The sequence below is a fragment of the Bradyrhizobium sp. SZCCHNR1051 genome (genome assembly GCF_032489615.1).
GTDB lineage: Bacteria > Pseudomonadota > Alphaproteobacteria > Rhizobiales > Xanthobacteraceae > Bradyrhizobium.
On sequence record NZ_JAUEYJ010000013.1, the window covers coordinates 149,817 to 167,183 of the forward strand.

The following is a 17,367-nucleotide window of genomic DNA, read 5'->3' on the forward strand; positions in this document are numbered from 1 at the left end:
TGCCGAGTAGCCCCCCAGCACGCGCTTTACACTTTGCACACCGTAATTGGCGCAAACGCCGGGCGATAATGTGGCAGGAATGGGGCGAAGACGCCGGGTCGAGTCCGGATGCGCCGGCGGTTTACCGCGAATTATACCGTGCATGCTTGGCTGGCGGAGCAATTCCGCCAATGGGGCCATGCCGCGATGACGCTGTCCGTCACCCACACCGAAGCGACCGCCGGGCGCGCGCAGGCGCTGCTGCCGCTGTGGGTCGGCGCCGGCGTCTATGCGCTGCTGCTGATCTCCGGCAACCGGCTGCTCAACGATCCCGACACGTTGTGGCAGATCACGGTGGGGCAGTGGATCATCGACCACCGCACGGTGCCCGAGGTCGACGTCTATTCCTTCACCATGCGCGGCGCGCCGTGGATCTCCACGCAATGGCTGGCGCAGGTCGCCTATGCCGCCGCCTACAAGTTCGCCGGCTGGACCGGACCGGTGGTGCTGGCGGCGTCGGCGATTGCGCTGTCCTTTGCGCTGTTCGCGCGTGCGCTCGGCCGGCATCTGCGCGACAGCACGACATTGGTGTTCGTGGTCGCGGCGTTCCTGCTCTGCCTGCCGCATCTATTGGCGCGGCCGCATGTGCTGGCGTTTCCCATCCTGGTCGCCTGGATCGCCGGTCTGATCGACGCCGCCGATCGCAAGGACGCGCCGCCATGGCCGCTGGCGCTGCTGATCGCGCTATGGGCCAATCTGCATGGCGGCTTCGTGTTCGGCCTGTTCTTCATCGCGCCCGCCGCACTCGACTCGCTGGTCAACGCCGATCGCTCGGTCCGCTCCAGCCTGGCGCTGCGCTGGGCGGGGTTTGCGGCGCTCGCGCTGGCGGCGAGCTGCTGCACGCCCTATGGCTGGAACGCGCTGCTGGCGTCGCAGAAGATCCTGTCGCTGGGACAGGCGCTGCCGCTGATCGTGGAATGGAAGGCGACCGATTTCCAGGGCCTCGGCCCGTTCGAGATCTGCCTGCTGATCGCGATCGGGTTCGCGCTGTTCCACGGCCTCAGGCTGCCGCCGGTGCGCATCCTGATGCTGGTCGGCCTGCTGCACATGGCGCTGGCGCAGGCGCGCGCGGCGGAGATCCTGGCGCTGGTCGGGCCGCTGGTGCTCGCCGCGCCGCTGGCCCGGCAGGCGGGCGCGTTGCCCGTGCTGCCGCAGGCGCGCGCGTCGGGAGCCGCGCTGACGGCGGCGGTGATGCTCGCGCTCGGCGCCGGCACCATCGCATCGGCCGCGATCCTGAACTACACGCCGAACATGCGCGGCACCCCGGTCGCAGCCGTGACCGAGCTGAAGAAGCTCAACCTCACGCGGGTCCTCAATGACTATGATTTCGGCGGCTACCTGATCTCAGCCGGTGTCGCGCCGTTCATCGACGGCCGCACCGAGCTCTATGGCGAAAAGTTCTTCGTCGATCACAATGCCGCCTCCGGCCTGATGGAGCCGGACAATCTGTTCCGCCTGCTCAAGGACTACGACATCGAGGCGACCCTGCTGCGCACGCAGAGTGCGGCGACCAAGCTGCTCGATCACGTCGACGGCTGGCAGAAGGTTTATGCCGACGACATCGCCACCATCCATCTGCGCAAGGCGGCCGCCCGCCACACGGCGGAACCCGCGGTGGACACCAGCCGCAATTGAATCAAGCGCATTGATCCCATCCTCGTGAGGTCGGATGTCGCGCGGCATCCCGGCGCGTGCAAATCAGCCGCTGCGCGGCTATGATCCCGCCGTCAGTTCGACAGCATGCCTGACTCATTCAAGAAGACTGAACAGAGAGGGAGCGCGTGATGGCCGTGAAGGCAGCCGATATCCAGTTTCGCAATTTCGACAACGCGCAATCCGCGATGCGCGTCCTCGACCTGCCGCGCAACAATCCCTGCGCCCAATGTGGCGAGCCGATCGCGCTGCCGGCCTGGGTCGAGAAGGATGGGCGGCGCACCGCCTATCTCTGGCACTGCCGTCTCTGCGACTATCGCTACGAGACCATCGCGTTCTATGCCGAGGCCGTCGATGAGGACGGCGCGATGGCCGCGTAGCTGATTCAGAATGCGCCGCTCTCTCGGAAATATCGAAGCTCGGAGTTTTCGTCGATCGACCGACCAGTCGTCCCGAATGAGATGGCCCTGACGCAGTCGGCGGGCAGGGCAATCTCCTATGGGCTGAGCCGTCGTGGCCCCCTGGTTCGAGACGCTCACCACGAGGGCTTGGATTTATGAGGGCTTGGATCTTGCCAAGCAGCCCTCGTCCCGAGGAGCCCGCCGCAGGCGGGCGTATCGGGCGGCCAGCCTCTTCCAGATGCGATTGACCTGCGGGAGGTGAGCATCGAACCGCGTTGCGGGATCCGTGCTCGACGCGCGCGGCTCAACGAAGACCGCCGACTCGCAGTCCTCTGCTGTGAGGGGCGGCTCTTCCGGTTGCACGGGCTCCCAGTCGAACGCTCTCCTCAAACTCGATTCCGGCTTCAGCTCGCCGGCCCGGCGCGCTCCCGAGTGTCACAAAACGACGTTGTCGAGCTGCACCGAGGCGGCTTGTCGCGCAAAATGACGAAATCGTAGTTCCCACGGAACGCTGGGGGGCGGCTGCAGTTCTCTCGTCACCATACACATTGAGAGGAGACACCACATGGTGATGAAAACTGTTGCGGCCGGCCTCGCCGGTTCCCTGTTGCTCGCGACGGCGGCTTTCGCTGCGGAGAGCACGACCTCGACCACGACGACCACGACCCATGCCAGCACCACGGCGGCATCGTATCAGGGCGACTGGCGCAGCTCGAAGCTCGTTGGCGTGAAGGTCTACAACAACAACAACGAGAATGTCGGCTCGATCGACGACCTGCTGGTCGACAAGAGCGGCGCGGTCAAGGGCGTCGTGATCGGCGTCGGCGGCTTCCTCGGCATGGGCGAGCACCTCGTCGCCGTCTCGTTCGATCAGATCAAGTTCTCGGATCAGCCGGTTCAGGCAAGCACTGCGTCGAATGCCCCGGCCTCCGGCACCACGTCCTCGACCACGCCGCCGGCCACGACCACGACTGGTGCGGCCACCGGCACTTCGTCCTCGTCGATGAGCTCCACGAAGAACCGCTGGTATCCCGATCACGCGATGATCAACGCGACCAAGGACCAGCTGAAGTCGATGCCCGAGTTCAAGTACTCCCAGTAACGGCATCGCCGACGAAAATAGCTGCTCGTCTCGATCGCGGCGCGCCTGGCTTGTCCGGGCGCGTTCGCGCGTCATGCTGCGGGGCGCAAGGTGGTCTGGCCGAGCGGCAGCTCGATGCGGGCGATCAGCCCGTGCGGCCTGCGATCGTGCAGCGACAGTTCGCCGCCATGAGCCTGGACGATCGCCTTCGCGATCGACAGGCCAAGCCCGAAGCCGGTGGCCTCGTCCATGTTGCGGGCATCGTCGCCGCGCACGAACGGCTCCAGCATGTCGGGCTTGCGCGCATCGGCGATCCCGGGTCCGTCATCCTCCACATCGATCGTCAGGCGCTTCCCCGACGCAGTTAACCTGATGACCGTTTCCTTGCCGTACTTCACGGCGTTCTCGACCAGATTGGTGACCGAGCGCATCAGGTCGTCGGGCCGCACCGTCGCCATTGCGTGCGCCGGGCCGATATAGGTGACGCTGTGGCCGACGTCGGCGAACTGGTCGGCGACGAGCTGCAGGATGCTCGCGATATCGACCAGCGTCATCGGCTCGAGCTTGCGGCCGTTGCGCAGGAACGACAGCACCGAGCCCAGCATCGCATGCATCTGATCGAGATCGGCCAGCATGCGGCTGCGCTGCAGCTCGTCCTCGACGAACTCACAGCGCAGCCGCATGCGGGTCAGCGGTGTCCGCAGATCGTGGCTGATGGCCGCCAGCATCTTGGTGCGGTCGTTCATCAGCGCCGTGATGCGTTGGCGCATCCGGTTGAGAGCGCGCGCCAACGATCGGATCTCCTCCGGTCCGCGCTCGGGCAATTCCGGCGCATCGCCGTCGAGGCTGAAATTCTCGGCGGCCTTCGCGAAGCCCGACAGCGGCGATGTCAGTGCGCGCGCGGCCCACAGGCCGAGCAGCGTCATGCTGATCAGCGCGAACATGATCGTCGTCAGCCAGGGCGCACCCCAGAACGGCGGCCGGTGCGGCCGGTCGACCATTCGGGCCGAGACCATGTTGCCATCGGGCAGAGCGAAGATGACGGTGCGCGTCTGGGAGCCGGGCGGCGGCATGAAGATGCGATAGCCTGGGCCAAGGCCGCGAAAGCCGCCTGGACCGTGAGGCCGTCCGTCAGCCATCTCCGGAGGGGCCGGGCGGCGCTCGTCGCCACCGCTCCCGGCGCCGACGTCGGGGCCGGCCGGCTCGTGCAGGCGACCGGGATCACCCGGCAGAGGTCCCGCGTGAGGCTTGAGCTCGAACTCAGGATAGGCACGAGCGATGTCGGAGATCAGCCGAGGTCGTTCGGCAGCAGGGGCGCGGCCAAGAATGCGGATGGCGGTCGCGAGCTGGAACGGCCCAACCTCGTTTTCGGGGTCGGGCTGCTCGGCACGATAGATCAGGAATGTCGCAGTGATGATGGCGTGGAGCGCCACGATCGAAATGGCCACCAGCGCCGTGATCTGGCCGCGGATTCCCTTGAGGTTGAGAAAACCGAACGACATCATGACATCGCCATTCGATCCGATGGTCAATGGCTTTGCGGGCCGGTCACCACCTCGACGACGGGCGTGAACATGTAGCCGCCGGAGCGCACGGTCTTGATCATGGTGGCCTCCTGCGGGTCTGGCTCGATCTTGCGGCGGATGCGGCTGACCAGCACGTCGATCGAGCGCTCGAACGAGCCGGCGCTGCGGCCCTGCGTCAGGTCGAGCAGGCTGTCGCGTGACAGCACGCGGCCCGGCCGCTCGCAGAAGGTGCGGAGCAGATCGAACTCGGCGCTGGTCATCGCCACGCGCGCGCCCTCGGGATTGCGCAGCTCGCGCAGCCGGAAGTCGATCGTCCAGCCGAGGAAGCTCAGCGCGGTCGCGCCTTCGGTTGCGCTCGCCGTCATCGCGGCCGCCTGCCGGCGCAGCACCGCGTTGATGCGGGCGAGCAGCTCGCGCGGATTGAACGGCTTCGGCAGATAGTCGTCGGCGCCCATCTCCAGTCCGAGGATGCGATCGACGTCCTCGCCGCGCGCGGTGAGCATGATGATCGGCACTTGCGACTCCGCGCGCAGCTTGCGGCACAAGGTCAGGCCGTCCTCGCCGGGCAGCATCACGTCGAGGATCAGGAGATCGACACGGTGGTCGCCCATGATGCGGGTCATCTCGCGGCCGTCGGTCGCGGTGGTCACGTTGCAGGCATTGTTGCGCAGATATTTTGCGATCAGCGTCCGCGTCTCGCGGTCGTCCTCGACGACAAGAATGTGTGGTTGTGTCTGGGCCATACCGACAAGTGACCTAGAATCGCGGCGTTTTGCGAAGAATTTTGTTACGGAATGTTTCCTGCGACGGGCGCGCGGAAAGGGCCCGACGACATCTCTCTGCGCCGTGTTGCGGCTTTCGTGAGAGCGCGTCAAGCCCGCGCAGTGGCGGGAGCGCCACGGTCCCGTCTCGCGTCCGCGCCGCGCATGACGGTCCGGCTATGCGCTTGCGGATGATAATACCAGATCGGTCGTGAAGCGGAATGATGACGAAGCCGTCGATGCCTCGCGTCCGTCTATTTGTCGATCGCCAGACTAACGGCGCCATCCATTTGGCTTCCCATATCCTGCTCCTGAAGTGGCCTCGGCCGTCGAGGATCACGAATTGCCGCCGGCTTCGGCAAGGCGTCGTCGTCCAGGCGTAGCAACGGGCCGTTACAGTCCTGGCAATGTATTGACTCGAACCGACATCGTGCCCTCCGCCGAGGCGATCACGCGCAGCACGGTGGCGTCGAAGGCGATGTCGGTCAAAGCGAGATTGTTGATGTCGGTATCGACGCGGATGCCGTTCTCGTTCTTCTGCAGCTCGGCGACCGCCGTGGCGATCTTATCGCGGACGTTGTCGGCGAAAGGCTTGAGATCGACCACCGAACGTTCCAGCAGCGCGCGTTGCAGATGCGGCACCACGGCGCGAGCGGCGGCGCCGAGCAGGCCGAATGCCGCGTCGGATTCGACGGCGAGCTGCAGGTCGGACAGCCGCAGAATCTGCTGCGCCTGATCCACCATGGGGCGTCCCCAGATGTGCACGGTCGCATCGGCGCCGAAGCCGAAGAGGCTCTCCTTCTCCTTGCCCTTGACCTGCAGCGAGATCAGCAGCCGGTCGCCCGAGGGCACGACGGTCGCATGCTTGACGGTGACCGCGACCGGGCCGGAGCCGTCCTCGGGGAATGTCCGCCCCGCAAGTTGCGAATCGACGAGCTTGCTGAGCTCGGTGAAGGGGACGTCGATCGGAACCGCGACATTGATAGTTCCGGCGGTGGGCGGAATGATCGTAATCTTATCGGGGAACGGACACTCCGGCTTGGTCTCGGCCGCCGTGACCCGGGTCTCCGCTTCGATTCCCATGGTGACGCTGACTGCGTTGGCATCGATCGCGGGCTGCGCGGCCAACGCGCGCGTCGGCTTGATCTCGAGCCAGACGGCGGGCAGTCCGGGCGCGGTGCCCTGCAGCGGCACCGAGCGACAGGCGCGGGCCCATTGCGCCTGCGCCACGCGTCGGATGGTCGGGTCCTTGCGCAGCCTGTCGCTGAGCGCGCTGAGTTGCTCATTGACGGTCTTGTCGATGATCGGCTTCATCTGCGCCGGCACGTTGACGCGGGCACCCGCTACGGTCAGCGCGGTGTCGCCGAGATTGACCTGGGCGGCGAAATTCGGCTCGACATACCATGAGGCGGCGAGCCGCGGCCGCATCGCGATCAGGACGTTGCCCTTGATGTCGGCGGTGGCGTTCAGATTCTTGATGTTGATGCCGCCGATCTGCTTGGCGGCATCCGAGCCGAGCAGGCCGCCGATGGCATCGCCGAGCGCGCCGGTCGCCTTGGCGGACAGCGATCCGGTGACGTTCAGCCGGCCCGAGAGCGGCGTCGCCAGGGACAATGTGTCCTGGGTGCCGGTGGCGGCGATGACGCCGCGGGTGACGGTCCAGCCGATGTCGGCGTTCTGCAGGATCTGGTTGACGGGGTTGTCGGCCTTGCCGGAGAAGTTGCGCGGCGCGGCCTTTTCGGCGGCGTCACGAATCGCGCCGAGCGAGATCGACACAGGCGTCATGATGATCGAGTTGCGCGTGGCCGGCGGCAGCGGCGGCAGTTGGGTCAGTTGCGGCGCCGGCGTGCTGCCCGAGAACAGAAACACCTCCGCGATGATGATGCCGATCAGCACGACGGCGGCAAGGCCGGCGGCGCCGATCAGGATCATCCGCAGCCGGGGCGGCGAGCGCCGCCGTGGCTGCTGCGGTCTCGGAGCGAGCGGATGAGGTCTGCTTTGCCAATCCGGTCGCGGCGTCGGAAGATTCATGTCGGATCCACGGACTCCAGTTGCCACGGGCCGGCTCGTGCCGGAAGCGGCGAGATCGCGGTTAATGCAAGATTGCCGAGCTTACAGGGCCGGACGGAGGCGCGCCAGGGCAGCCGATGAAGCAGGCCACCATCAATCGGCCGTGATGGTGAATGGTGAAATGCGCGCAAAGAAATGACCGCCGCGGCTTTCGGGCCTCGGCGGTCCAGTCAGGGAGGATCCGGGAGAAGGAACGAGCAGTGCGGCCCGCGCAGGTCAGCGGGTCATGCGGCCGAGATCGGCGCGGCGCTCCATCGGCAGCACGATCACCTTGGCGCCGACGCCGACGCGGGAATAGAGTTCGATCACGTCCTGATTGGTCAGGCGGATGCAGCCCGACGACACATGCGTGCCGATCGTCTCGGGCGCGTTGGTGCCGTGAATGCGGTAGACGGTGCCGCCGAGATACATCGCGCGGGCGCCGAGCGGATTGCCGGGACCGCCGGCCATGTGACGCGGCAGATAGGGCTGGCGCGCGATCATTTCCGGCGGCGGCGTCCAGTCCGGCCATTCGGCCTTCCTGGTCACCGACTGCACGCCCGACCAGGTGAATCCGTCACGGCCGACGCCGATGCCGTAGCGCATCGCCTGGCCGTTGCCGAGCACGTAGTACAAATACTTGTTTGGTGTGTCGATGATGATCGTGCCGGGCGCTTCGCGGGCCGCGTAGCTCACGACCTGGCGGCGCAGGCGCGGGGGCAACTCATAGGCGGTCGCCTCGTCCTCGCGCGGCGTGATCAGTTGCGGCGTCGTTGCCGGCGGCTCGTAGGTCGCCACTGGCGGCTGCAGCAGGAAAGGGAAGGGGAGCGGGGCCGGGGGCGCGGCCAGCGTCGGCGTTGTGGCAACGATCGTGCCGACGATCAGCGCACCGAACAGGATGCGGGATGGCGAACGGACTGTGCCTGGCGTGAACATGGACGTCCCCTTGTTTGATCGTTTGGTGCGCCGCCATTGTCTCGGCCGGCGTCGTCAAAATCGGCTGCCAGTCATCATTCTTTGTGGCGCTTCGACCCACGCCTGATGCTGCAACTCATAGGGGAGAAAAGTTTCGTTGCGTTTGCGCGCTGCACGCAAAACGGTTTCGTCGGCTTAACCGTTTGTTTCATGACGGTTTCACGACAGCGCCTGTGCGACGCCGCCACGGATCGCGCGGAAAATAGCGGCGGGCGAGCAAAAAGACCCTTCGACAGTTCGATGACGTCACACGCCTGAAATAACAATGTCGGAATTTGCGGCTGTTCAGAATCGCTGCAACTTTCCGGATCGCCTTATGCGGATCTTAATCGCAACCGACGCCTGGCACCCGCAGGTCAACGGCGTGGTGCGCACGCTCACCTCGCTGGCGCGCGCGGCGGCCGGCCTCGGCGCCGACATCACCTTCCTCACGCCGGAAGGCTTTCCATCGTTCGGCGTGCCGACCTATCCGGGCCTGCGGCTCGCCGTGACCAACGGCCGCGAGATTGCCCGGCGCATCGAGGCCGCCGCGCCGGATGCGATTCATATCGCCACCGAAGGCACGATCGGCTGGGCGGTGCGCCGCTACTGTCTGCGCCACGGCCTGCCGTTCACGACGTCCTACACGACGCGCTTTCCGGAATATGTCTCGGTGCGCACCGGCATCCCCGATGCCGTCGGCTACTGGGTGATGCGCCGCTTCCATGATGCGGCTGCGATGACCATGGTGGCGACCAATTCGCTGAAGCAGGATCTCGCTTCGCGCGGCTTCAAGAAGCTGGGCTTCTGGACGCGCGGTGTCGATACGAGACTGTTCAATCCGGATGAGCCTGTCACGCTCGATCTGCCGCGTCCGGTGTTCATGACGGTCGGCCGCGTTGCGGTCGAGAAGAACCTCGAGGCGTTCCTGTCGCTCGATCTGCCCGGCTCGAAGGTCGTGATCGGCAACGGCCCGCAGAAGGCGGAGCTGGAGCGCCGGTTTCCGACGGCGCATTTCCTCGGCGAGAAGACCGGCAAGGATCTGACCGCGCACATGGCCGCCGCCGACGTCTTCGTGTTTCCGAGCCTGACCGATACGTTCGGCGTGGTGCAACTGGAGTCGCTGGCCTGCGGCACGCCGGTCGCGGCCTTCCCAGTGACCGGTCCGCTCGACGTCATCGCCGATCATCCGATCGGAGCGATCGACTGGGATCTGCGCGCAGCATGTTTGAAGGCGCTGACGATGTCGCGGGAGACCTGCCGCGCATTTGCGCTCGACCGCTCCTGGGAGAACAGCGCGCGCCAGTTCATCGGCAATCTCGCCGTGCTGCAGCCGTCCCGCGTCGTGCGTCCGACCCCGGTGCTGGCCGGTCAGAGCGCCGTGCGCGGCTGACGGCAGATGTTGCGTCACTCCATCAATTCCAAACCAAGTGAGATGTAACGATGGCAGAAACCATGAAGCTCGACGGCGCGCGGGAGCTCGACTTCGATCGCGAGCAGGTCGAGCAGGCCTATGACCGCTGGGCACCGATCTACGACCTCGTGTTCGGCGGCGTGTTCGAGAAGGGCCGCAAGGCCGCGATATCAGCCACCAACAAGCTCGGCGGCCGCGTGCTCGAGGTCGGCGTCGGCACCGGCATCTCGCTGCCGCTCTATGCGCCGCATGTGCGCGTGTTCGGCACCGACATCTCCGAGGCGATGCTCGGCAAGGCGATGCGCCGCGTCGCCGACCAGCGGCTCAAGAACGTCGAGGGCCTCGCGGTGATGGACGCCGAGCAGCTCGACTTCCCCGACGACTCCTTCGACGTCGTGATGGCGCAATATGTCGTCACCGCCGTACCGAACCCGGAGGTCGCGCTCGACGAATTCGCGCGCGTGCTGCGCCCGGGCGGCGAGCTGATCATCCTGACCCGCGTCAGCGCCGACGACGGCCTGCGCCGCGTCATCGAGCAGGCGTTGCAGCCGGTGGTCCGCCGTCTCGGCTTCCGCACCGCCGAGTTCGGCTGGTCGCGCTATCTCCGCTGGCTCGCCGGCGCCGAGCGCATGGAGCTGGTCGAACGCCGCCTGATCCCGCCGCTCGGCCATTTCTCGCTGGTCCGTTTCCGCAAGCTGGAGCGTGCCGCCGCGGCCTGAGCCGCGGCAGCCCTCTGCCGCCGCTGCGGCGTTCTCCGTAGTCCCCAACGTCTCGCTGCGTCCGATCGTGTGACATCTTGATGATGTCACACGATCTACACCGAATCCCTGTACACGGCCTGCAACTCATTCTTCGGAGCAACCATGATCAAGCATTTCCTGGAGCAGCTGCGGATCCAGCGCTGGGACGACCACCGCTATTATCATCACAGCCGCATCAACCAGAGCCTCCACTTCGTCAGCGCGCTCAGCTTCATGATCGCCTATGTCATGATGGTGTTCGATCCGCTGGTCTCGGCGCTGATCGGCTGGCTGATATCGATGACCTCGCGCCAGGCGGGCCACTTCTTCTTCGAGCCGAAGGGCTACGACCACGTCAACCAGGCGACCCACGAACACAAGGAAGAGATCAAGGTCGGCTACAATCTGCAGCGCAAGGTCGTGCTGATGTCGATCTGGGCCGCGGCCCCCGTGGTGCTCTATCTGCAGCCGACCCTATTCGGCCTGCTGCCGCCCTGGACCTCGGCGATGGATTTCGTGCGCGAGACCGCCAAGCTGTGGCTCGTGATCGGCATCGGCGGGCTGCTGTTCCGCACCGTGCACCTGTTCTTCATCCGTGACGTCGAAACCGGCCTCGTCTGGATGACCAAGATCATCACCGACCCGTTCAACGATTTCATGCAGTATCGCTCGGCCCCGCTGGCGCTGCTGCGCGGCGAGCTGATCGACCCCGGCCTGCACCTGATGGGCGAGAGCCTCGAAGAGCAGCACGCCTGAGCCGGACGCTGCGTTTGAGTTGCGCGATGCCCGGGCCGGTCCCGGGCATCGGTGTTTGTGGGAAGGCCAAAGTGAGATCGATCGCGCCCGAAGCCGAAGCGGCGGTGCCACCCTCCCCTGGAGGGGGAGGGTCGACGCGCGCGCAGCGGGCGTCGGGGTGGGGTGATCTCTCCACGAGCACTGAACTGCGTCGAGAGATCACCCCACCCCGCCTCACGCGCCGCTGCGCGCCCCGTGAGGCGACCCTCCCCCTCCAGGGGAGGGTGGCAGCGAGCTCAGCGCCCGACCGCGGCGCCGAGCATCTCTTTCAGGATCTGGCGCTTGATCGCCTTGTTGGTGAGGGTGCCGTCGTTCCACCACCAGCCGTCCTGCTTCATCTTCTCGGCTGCCGTGACGAAGCACCTGGTCACCTCGGCAAAATCGGCGTCGGTGTAGTTCAGGCTGAAGATCAAGCGGCCGGTACCGACCCAGCTCAGCGCCAGGCCCTCGGCACGCAGGTAGTATTGCAGCATCCAATTGTAACGCGACGGCACGGTGTACTCGACCAGCCAGATCGAATGCATATTGGAGACGCGCACCGGCAGCTCGTGCTCGGCCAGTGCGGCGTTGAGTTGCGCGGCGCGGCCGTTCCAGGTCCCGTCGAGGCCGTCGTAGATGGCGCGGAAGTTCGGGCTGTCGAGCCGGCTCAGGAACTCGTCCATTGCCGCCATCACGTAAGGATGCGAGTTGAAGGTGCCGCGGGCGAAGCAGATGTCGGCCGGGCGGTCGTCGCGGAAGCGGCGCATCAGCTCGCGCTTGCCGCAGACCACGCCGATCGGCAGGCCGCCGCCGAGGCTCTTGCCGTAGGTCACCATGTCGGCTGCGACGCCGAAATACTCCTGCGCGCCGCCCGGCGCGAGCCGGAAGCCGAGGAACACCTCGTCGAACAGCAGCACGATGCCGCGCTCCGTGCACACCTCGCGCAGCTGCTTCAGCCAGGCGGTGTAGGCCGCGCGGTCGTAGCGGCCCTTGCGCGAGGAGTCGACCAGCGCGGAATCGCCAGGCGCATTGCCGTTCGGATGCAGCGCCTGCAGTGGATTGACCAGCACGCAGGCGATGTCGCGGCGCGTGCGCAGGACGTGCAGGGTGCGCTCGGACATCTCGGCCAAGGTGTAGGTCTCGTGCGGCGCGATCGGATTGCCGACGCCGGGCTGCACGTCGCCCCACCAGCCGTGATAGCTGCCGGCGAAGCGCACCAGATGGCTGCGGCCGGTGTGGTAGCGGGCGAGCCGCACGGCTTGCATCACCGCCTCGGTGCCGGACATGTGGAAGGAGACCTCATCCATGCCGGACAGCTCGGTCAGGCGCTTCACGTTGTCCGCGACGACCGGATGATAGAGCCCGAGCACCGGGCCGAGCGCGCTCGCCCGCCGCTCGGCGGCCGCGATGCACTCCTTGTAGAAGTCGTAGCCGAAGATGTTGACGCCGTAGGAGCCGGTGAGATCGTAGAACCGGTTGCCGTCGAGATCGGTCAGGGTCACGCCGGAGGAGGCCTGCATGAACGAGCCGGCGCCGAGCTGCTCCTTGACCAGCCGGCTGTACTGGAACGGCACGCGGTAGGACTGCGTGAACTGCAGATCGGAGATGCGGCTCGCGGCTTCCGCCGTCAGCGCGCGGCTCTTGGCGAACTTCTCCTGGAACAGCGTGCCGAGCCGGAAGAAGCCATCCTGCCGCCGGGTCGCGACATCCGGCGGAGCGCCGTCGGAGCGGAAGAAGTCGTCGATGTCGAACTCATAGCGCGGGATCAGCTTCGAGATCCGGCGCGACATCTTGGAATGGCCGGCCAGCGAGCGGTGCTTGGCGCGCGACAATTCGATGCGGGCCTTGACCTTCGGGGCGACGGCGGCCGTCACGGCAGCGCCAACGGCGAGCGATACATAAGGAATCGAGTTTTCCATCATGTCCAAAAGCGCTAACCCCTCCTGCTGACAGATTCATGACAGTCAAAAGCCTGATCGCCTCCGTCACCCAACAGGAAGACCTCAACTTCCTGCTCACCAACCGCGTGCCGCGCGCCGCGCTGACCCGCTTCATGGGCTGGTTCTCCAAGATCGAGACTCCGCTCGTCCGCGACGCCTCGATCGCGCTGTGGAAGCTGTTCTCCGACCTCGATCTCTCCGAGGCCAAGGAGAGCCACTTCGAGAGCCTGCACGCCTGCTTCACGCGCGAGCTGAAGCCCGGCCTGCGGCCGTTCGATCTGGATCCCGCCATCGTCACCAGCCCGTCGGACGGCATCATCGGTGCCCACGGCCTGATCCGCGACGGCGAGCTCTACCAGATCAAGGGCGCGCCTTATTCCTTGCGCGATCTGGTTGCCGATCCCGCCGTGGTCGAGACCCATCGCAACGACTGCTTCGTCACCTTGCGTCTCACCTCGAGCATGTATCACCGCTTCCACGCGCCGGCCGACATGACGATCGAGCATGTCAGCCTGATCCATGGCGACGTCTGGAACGTCAATCCGATCGCGCTGAAGCGGGTCGAGCGGCTGTTCTGCAAGAACGAGCGCGCGGTCATCCGCACGCACCTCGCTTCCGGCGAGCCGTTCACGATCGTGCCGGTCGCCGCGATCCTGGTCGCGAGCATCCGCCTGCACGCGCTCGACCGCGTATTGAACGCGCAGACCGAGCGGCCGCTCGCCTACACCTGTAACAACAATGTGCGCAAGGGCGACGAGCTCGGCTGGTTCGAGCATGGCTCGACGATCATCCTGCTCGCGCCCGGCGACTTCACGTTCTGCCCCAATGTGACGGAAGGCGCCCGCATCCGCGCCGGACAGCCACTGTGGCGCAGGCGCGTCGCCGCCGGATGAATGTCAGGTCCGCGCCCGCGGAATCTCGATTTCGTCGTTGCGCAGTCCTATATCCGAGCGTTCAACTGACGAATCAGACCGCGGGAGTTGCGGTCGTTGCGGCTCGGGAGAGGCGATGGCGAGAGCGCCGATCATGGCGGCGGGTGGCATCGTGCTGCGGCGGGAACAGCCGCCGCGCATCGCGGTCGTGCGCCTGCGCAAGCGCGACGAATGGGTGCTGCCCAAGGGCAAGCTCGACGACGGCGAGACGCCGCGCGACGCCGCCAAGCGCGAGGTGCTGGAGGAGACCGGCCACAAGGTGACGGTGCACGAATTCCTCGGCACGTTGGTCGTCGACACCGGCACGCGCTCCAAGGTCGTGCATTACTGGCGCATGGAAGCGGCCGATGAGCCGTCGCAGCCGCTGATGGACGACGTCCGCGCCGTCGACTGGCTGCTGCTCGATGCCGCGGTCGCGCGGCTGTCGCGCGATCATGAAAGGACGTTCCTGGAGATGGTCGGGCCCTACGCGCTGGCCGGACTGATCCGCAAGACCAGGGCGAAGCCGGCGCCGGAGGTGGCCAGAACGGTGGAAAAGACCCCGGCGGCAGCTGAAAAGATCGTGGCGGAGAAGGCCGCCGTCGCCGAAAAGTCTGCCGTGGCGAAGAAGCGCCGCAGCCGCGTCAGCGAGCCGCCTGCGCCGCCTGCAGAGATCGCCGTCGTCACCGCAGCCGAGCACGACGCGCCCGCGCCGGAGATCGCACCAACGCCGGCAGTGGCGGCCACAGCAGCGGCGCCGGAGGCTCGGCCGGACCGGCCGGAGACGGAGGCACTGTCCGAGGTCGGCGCGACGATCGCGCCGCAGCCCGCCGAGGCGGAGCGCGTGCCCGAGGATGTCGAGCGGGTGGAAGCTGTCGTGGCCGCGATCAAATCGCTCGTTCCGGACCGTCCGGCGACGCGTGGCGGCGCAGCCGGCGCCGTGCCGACACGAGAGACGGGCAGCTCCGAGCCGCAGCCTTCCGATGCGGATCGCGAAGCTGCCGATGATCCGGTCGGCAACGGGACATCGGCGGGAGAGCCGCGCCTCACCTTGGCCCAGAAGATGCGCGCCTGGCTTGGCCGTGCCGCGTGAGGTGTTCGGCCGACCGGCGTGCCGCCGATGATGCTTCACGATCTGGCCGCGCTGGCGGCCGCTTTCAGCATCGCCGTCAGCAACATCATCGCGCCGTCGGCCGTCCGCCAACTCGGTCCCGTCAGGTTCAACGCGATCCGCCTTGCGGCGGCGCTCTTGAGCATGCTGGCCTTGGTGACGCTGCGAGGCCACTGGGCCGCGCCGTCCGGTGATCAGCTGCTGATGCTGGCAGCATCGAGCCTGCTCGGCGTCGTCGTCGCGGATTCCTGTTTCTATGCGGCGCTGGCCCGGCTGGGGCCGCGCCTGACCGCCGTCGTCTACGCCAGCTGGGCCGCATTCGCGGCCGTGCTCGGCTATCTCCTGCTCGGTGAGACGCTGTCCACGATCAAGATGACGGGCGTGGGGTGTATCGTGAGCGGCGTGTGGGTCGCGATCGTCTTTCGACAGCCTGTCGCGGTCGCTCAGGAAGCGCACGGCTCGGTCGGAGCAGGTTTGTTGTTCGGTCTGGCGGCCGCGCTGTTCGCGGCGGCCGCTGTCCTGATGGCGCGTCCCGTGATGGCCGCGGGTCTGGATCCGGCATTGGCCACGTCAATTCGCGCCGCGATCGGATTGGCTGCTTTGGTCGCCTTGTCCGTCATGCCGCGTTTCCGCAGCTCGTTCGCAGTGAATCGATCGGTCGTCATGCGGTCCGCGCTGAGCGGTGTGCTCGGGATGGGCGTCGGCATGACACTCGTCTTGTTTGCGCTGACCAGCCGGCCCGTCGGGATCGTCTCCAGCCTGTCGTCGACGACCCCTGTCATGATCCTGCCGCTGCTGTGGTGGAGCACCGGGCTCAGGCCCGCGCCGGCCGCCTGGCTGGGCGCCGTCCTGGCCGTGTCGGGCGTCGTCGCCATCACCAGCGGATTTTGAGTCCGCCGGCGCAGGTGGCGGACCGCGGACGCGCTTGCCGCACTCTCTCCTTGGTTGGTGGCGTTGCGTAACATCTCTCCATGCTTCCGCCCCACGCTGTCCGGATTTTCCTAGGAGAAACATGGCGCCGCTCGCGAGGGGCGCGCAGATTGGTCGGCGTGAGGCGGTCCGGGCATGGTCGAAATCGACGTCGCGGCTTTCGTGAGATCATGCACCCCGGCCACCATCCGCCTGGCGATGCTGTGCGCGGCCCTCGACCTGTCGGGCTGCGCCACGGCGCCGATGACGCAGAGCGGCGCGCTCGCATCCTATCAGTCGCTGGCGGAATCGAACGGCGTGCTCGCCAAGTCGCTGCTCAACGTCGACAAGGACAATGTGCTCGCGGCGCAGACCGTGCGTATCATGCCGACAACCTTCTCGGGCCAGGCCGGCGCGGTGCTGACGGACCAGCAGCGGCAGCTCGTCGCCAACGCCGTCGACCGCGCGCTGTGTCTCAACCTGAGCGAACGCTTCACGGTCGTGGCGCCCAATCAGAGGGCCGATTTGACGACGCGCACCTTCATCACCCAGGCGACGCCGACCGATCCGGTTGCCGCCGGGGCCTCCAAGGTCGTGTCGGCCGTGCCGGGCGCGCTCGGCGTTCCCGTTCCGGTGCCGCGGCTGCCGATCGGGCTCGGCAGTCTCACGATCGAGGCTGAGGCGCTCGACCGCAAGGGCCGGCAGCAGGCCGCAATGGTATGGGCGCGCGGCGCCAATTCGTTCACCAACTCGCCGGTGCTGTCGCAGGCCGGCGATGCCTACGATTTGGCAGGTTCGTTCAGCGCCGATTTCGGCCAGATGCTGGTGACCGGCGAGACCCCGTTCGGCAAGGTGCCGAAGCTGCCGTCGATCGAACGGATCGGCGCGGCCCTCGGCGGCAAGCCGAAGAACGCGGCGTGTGAGGCGTTCGGCAGGGATCCTGGAGTCATCGGTATGGTCGCCAACCGCCTGGGCGCCCCGCCGGAATGGGTCGACAAGGGTGCTGTGCCAAGGGACGCACAGGCGAGCACGCAGATGGCGAAGCAGTAGCGGCCACAGGAATGCCAGACGCGGCCGCGTAGGAAAGCATAAACGTGGTGCGGT

At 66.7% G+C, this 17,367-nt stretch carries 15 protein-coding genes; 10 read left to right on the forward strand and 5 right to left on the reverse strand.

Going from position 1 to position 17,367, the window contains the following annotated elements:
- Positions 1–186: 186 nt before the first annotated feature.
- The 3 genes from QW868_RS17810 to QW868_RS17820 all read left to right on the forward strand — a co-directional run bounded on the left by QW868_RS17810 (position 187) and on the right by QW868_RS17820 (position 3,195).
- A complete protein-coding gene (locus QW868_RS17810; RefSeq protein WP_316231109.1) occupies positions 187–1,674 on the forward strand; it encodes a hypothetical protein in 1,488 nt (495 codons plus the stop codon).
- 149 nt (positions 1,675–1,823) lie between these two features.
- Positions 1,824–2,072 (forward strand): hypothetical protein, encoded by a 249-nt coding sequence (locus QW868_RS17815; RefSeq protein ID WP_315772004.1) that lies wholly within the window; start codon positions 1,824–1,826, stop codon positions 2,070–2,072.
- A gap of 586 nt (positions 2,073–2,658) precedes the next feature.
- The gene (locus QW868_RS17820; RefSeq protein WP_315811696.1) at positions 2,659–3,195 is read left to right on the forward strand and encodes a PRC-barrel domain-containing protein; all 537 of its coding nucleotides are present in this window, start codon (positions 2,659–2,661) and stop codon (positions 3,193–3,195) included.
- A gap of 71 nt (positions 3,196–3,266) precedes the next feature.
- Here the strand turns inward: QW868_RS17820 and QW868_RS17825 are convergent, their stop codons facing one another.
- The 4 genes from QW868_RS17825 to QW868_RS17840 form a co-directional block, all read right to left on the reverse strand.
- Positions 3,267–4,679, reverse strand: a complete 1,413-nt coding sequence (locus QW868_RS17825) for an ATP-binding protein (protein WP_316231110.1) — start codon at positions 4,677–4,679, stop codon at positions 3,267–3,269.
- Positions 4,680–4,702: 23 nt separating this feature from the next.
- A complete protein-coding gene (locus QW868_RS17830) occupies positions 4,703–5,443 on the reverse strand; it encodes a response regulator (protein WP_315717811.1) in 741 nt (246 codons plus the stop codon).
- Positions 5,444–5,854: 411 nt separating this feature from the next.
- On the reverse strand, positions 5,855–7,492 hold the full coding sequence (locus tag QW868_RS17835) for a DUF4403 family protein (protein ID WP_315738563.1): 1,638 nt from the start codon (positions 7,490–7,492) through the stop codon (positions 5,855–5,857).
- A gap of 255 nt (positions 7,493–7,747) precedes the next feature.
- Entirely contained in the window at positions 7,748–8,446 is a 699-nt protein-coding gene (locus tag QW868_RS17840) for a L,D-transpeptidase (RefSeq protein ID WP_316231076.1), read from the reverse strand.
- A 355-nt stretch (positions 8,447–8,801) separates the two neighbouring features.
- Between QW868_RS17840 and QW868_RS17845 the strand changes: the two genes are divergently transcribed.
- From QW868_RS17845 to QW868_RS17855, 3 genes are all read left to right on the forward strand, one after another.
- The gene (locus QW868_RS17845; protein WP_315796711.1) at positions 8,802–9,857 is read left to right on the forward strand and encodes a glycosyltransferase family 1 protein; all 1,056 of its coding nucleotides are present in this window, start codon (positions 8,802–8,804) and stop codon (positions 9,855–9,857) included.
- Between the two features lie 50 nt (positions 9,858–9,907).
- Positions 9,908–10,597, forward strand: coding sequence for a class I SAM-dependent methyltransferase (locus tag QW868_RS17850; protein WP_315738560.1), 690 nt, complete (start codon positions 9,908–9,910; stop codon positions 10,595–10,597).
- Positions 10,598–10,741: 144 nt separating this feature from the next.
- On the forward strand, positions 10,742–11,374 hold the full coding sequence (locus QW868_RS17855; RefSeq protein ID WP_315811700.1) for a hypothetical protein: 633 nt from the start codon (positions 10,742–10,744) through the stop codon (positions 11,372–11,374).
- Positions 11,375–11,649: 275 nt separating this feature from the next.
- On the opposite strand, the gene QW868_RS17860 is transcribed toward QW868_RS17855, so the two are convergent.
- The gene (locus QW868_RS17860) at positions 11,650–13,314 is read right to left on the reverse strand and encodes an aminotransferase class III-fold pyridoxal phosphate-dependent enzyme (RefSeq protein ID WP_410051304.1); all 1,665 of its coding nucleotides are present in this window, start codon (positions 13,312–13,314) and stop codon (positions 11,650–11,652) included.
- A 35-nt stretch (positions 13,315–13,349) separates the two neighbouring features.
- On the opposite strand from QW868_RS17860, the gene asd reads away from it, so the two are divergent.
- The 4 genes from asd (at position 13,350) to QW868_RS17880 (ending at position 17,313) form a co-directional block, all read left to right on the forward strand.
- Positions 13,350–14,225, forward strand: coding sequence for an archaetidylserine decarboxylase (asd, locus tag QW868_RS17865; protein WP_316231078.1), 876 nt, complete (start codon positions 13,350–13,352; stop codon positions 14,223–14,225).
- Positions 14,226–14,340: 115 nt separating this feature from the next.
- On the forward strand, positions 14,341–15,336 hold the full coding sequence (locus tag QW868_RS17870) for an NUDIX hydrolase (protein ID WP_316231079.1): 996 nt from the start codon (positions 14,341–14,343) through the stop codon (positions 15,334–15,336).
- A 30-nt stretch (positions 15,337–15,366) separates the two neighbouring features.
- Positions 15,367–16,245: a DMT family transporter gene (locus QW868_RS17875; protein ID WP_316231111.1), complete on the forward strand. Its 879-nt coding sequence runs from the start codon at positions 15,367–15,369 to the stop codon at positions 16,243–16,245.
- Positions 16,246–16,419: 174 nt separating this feature from the next.
- The gene (locus QW868_RS17880) at positions 16,420–17,313 is read left to right on the forward strand and encodes a DUF3313 domain-containing protein (protein ID WP_316231080.1); all 894 of its coding nucleotides are present in this window, start codon (positions 16,420–16,422) and stop codon (positions 17,311–17,313) included.
- Positions 17,314–17,367: the final 54 nt, after the last annotated feature.

What these genes read in the sequence shown, in the direction of transcription:
- QW868_RS17810 (WP_316231109.1), top strand. Translation starts at nt 187, where the DNA reads ATGACGCTGTCCGTCACCCACACCGAAGCGACCGCCGGGCGCGCGCAG.
- QW868_RS17815 (WP_315772004.1), top strand. Translation starts at nt 1,824, where the DNA reads ATGGCCGTGAAGGCAGCCGATATCCAGTTTCGCAATTTCGACAACGCG.
- QW868_RS17820 (WP_315811696.1), top strand. Translation starts at nt 2,659, where the DNA reads ATGGTGATGAAAACTGTTGCGGCCGGCCTCGCCGGTTCCCTGTTGCTC.
- QW868_RS17825 (WP_316231110.1), bottom strand. Translation starts at nt 4,679, where the DNA reads ATGATGTCGTTCGGTTTTCTCAACCTCAAGGGAATCCGCGGCCAGATC.
- QW868_RS17830 (WP_315717811.1), bottom strand. Translation starts at nt 5,443, where the DNA reads ATGGCCCAGACACAACCACACATTCTTGTCGTCGAGGACGACCGCGAG.
- QW868_RS17835 (WP_315738563.1), bottom strand. Translation starts at nt 7,492, where the DNA reads ATGAATCTTCCGACGCCGCGACCGGATTGGCAAAGCAGACCTCATCCG.
- QW868_RS17840 (WP_316231076.1), bottom strand. Translation starts at nt 8,446, where the DNA reads ATGTTCACGCCAGGCACAGTCCGTTCGCCATCCCGCATCCTGTTCGGT.
- QW868_RS17845 (WP_315796711.1), top strand. Translation starts at nt 8,802, where the DNA reads ATGCGGATCTTAATCGCAACCGACGCCTGGCACCCGCAGGTCAACGGC.
- QW868_RS17850 (WP_315738560.1), top strand. Translation starts at nt 9,908, where the DNA reads ATGGCAGAAACCATGAAGCTCGACGGCGCGCGGGAGCTCGACTTCGAT.
- QW868_RS17855 (WP_315811700.1), top strand. Translation starts at nt 10,742, where the DNA reads ATGATCAAGCATTTCCTGGAGCAGCTGCGGATCCAGCGCTGGGACGAC.
- QW868_RS17860 (WP_410051304.1), bottom strand. Translation starts at nt 13,314, where the DNA reads ATGATGGAAAACTCGATTCCTTATGTATCGCTCGCCGTTGGCGCTGCC.
- asd (WP_316231078.1), top strand. Translation starts at nt 13,350, where the DNA reads ATGACAGTCAAAAGCCTGATCGCCTCCGTCACCCAACAGGAAGACCTC.
- QW868_RS17870 (WP_316231079.1), top strand. Translation starts at nt 14,341, where the DNA reads ATGGCGAGAGCGCCGATCATGGCGGCGGGTGGCATCGTGCTGCGGCGG.
- QW868_RS17875 (WP_316231111.1), top strand. Translation starts at nt 15,367, where the DNA reads ATGCTTCACGATCTGGCCGCGCTGGCGGCCGCTTTCAGCATCGCCGTC.
- QW868_RS17880 (WP_316231080.1), top strand. Translation starts at nt 16,420, where the DNA reads ATGGTCGAAATCGACGTCGCGGCTTTCGTGAGATCATGCACCCCGGCC.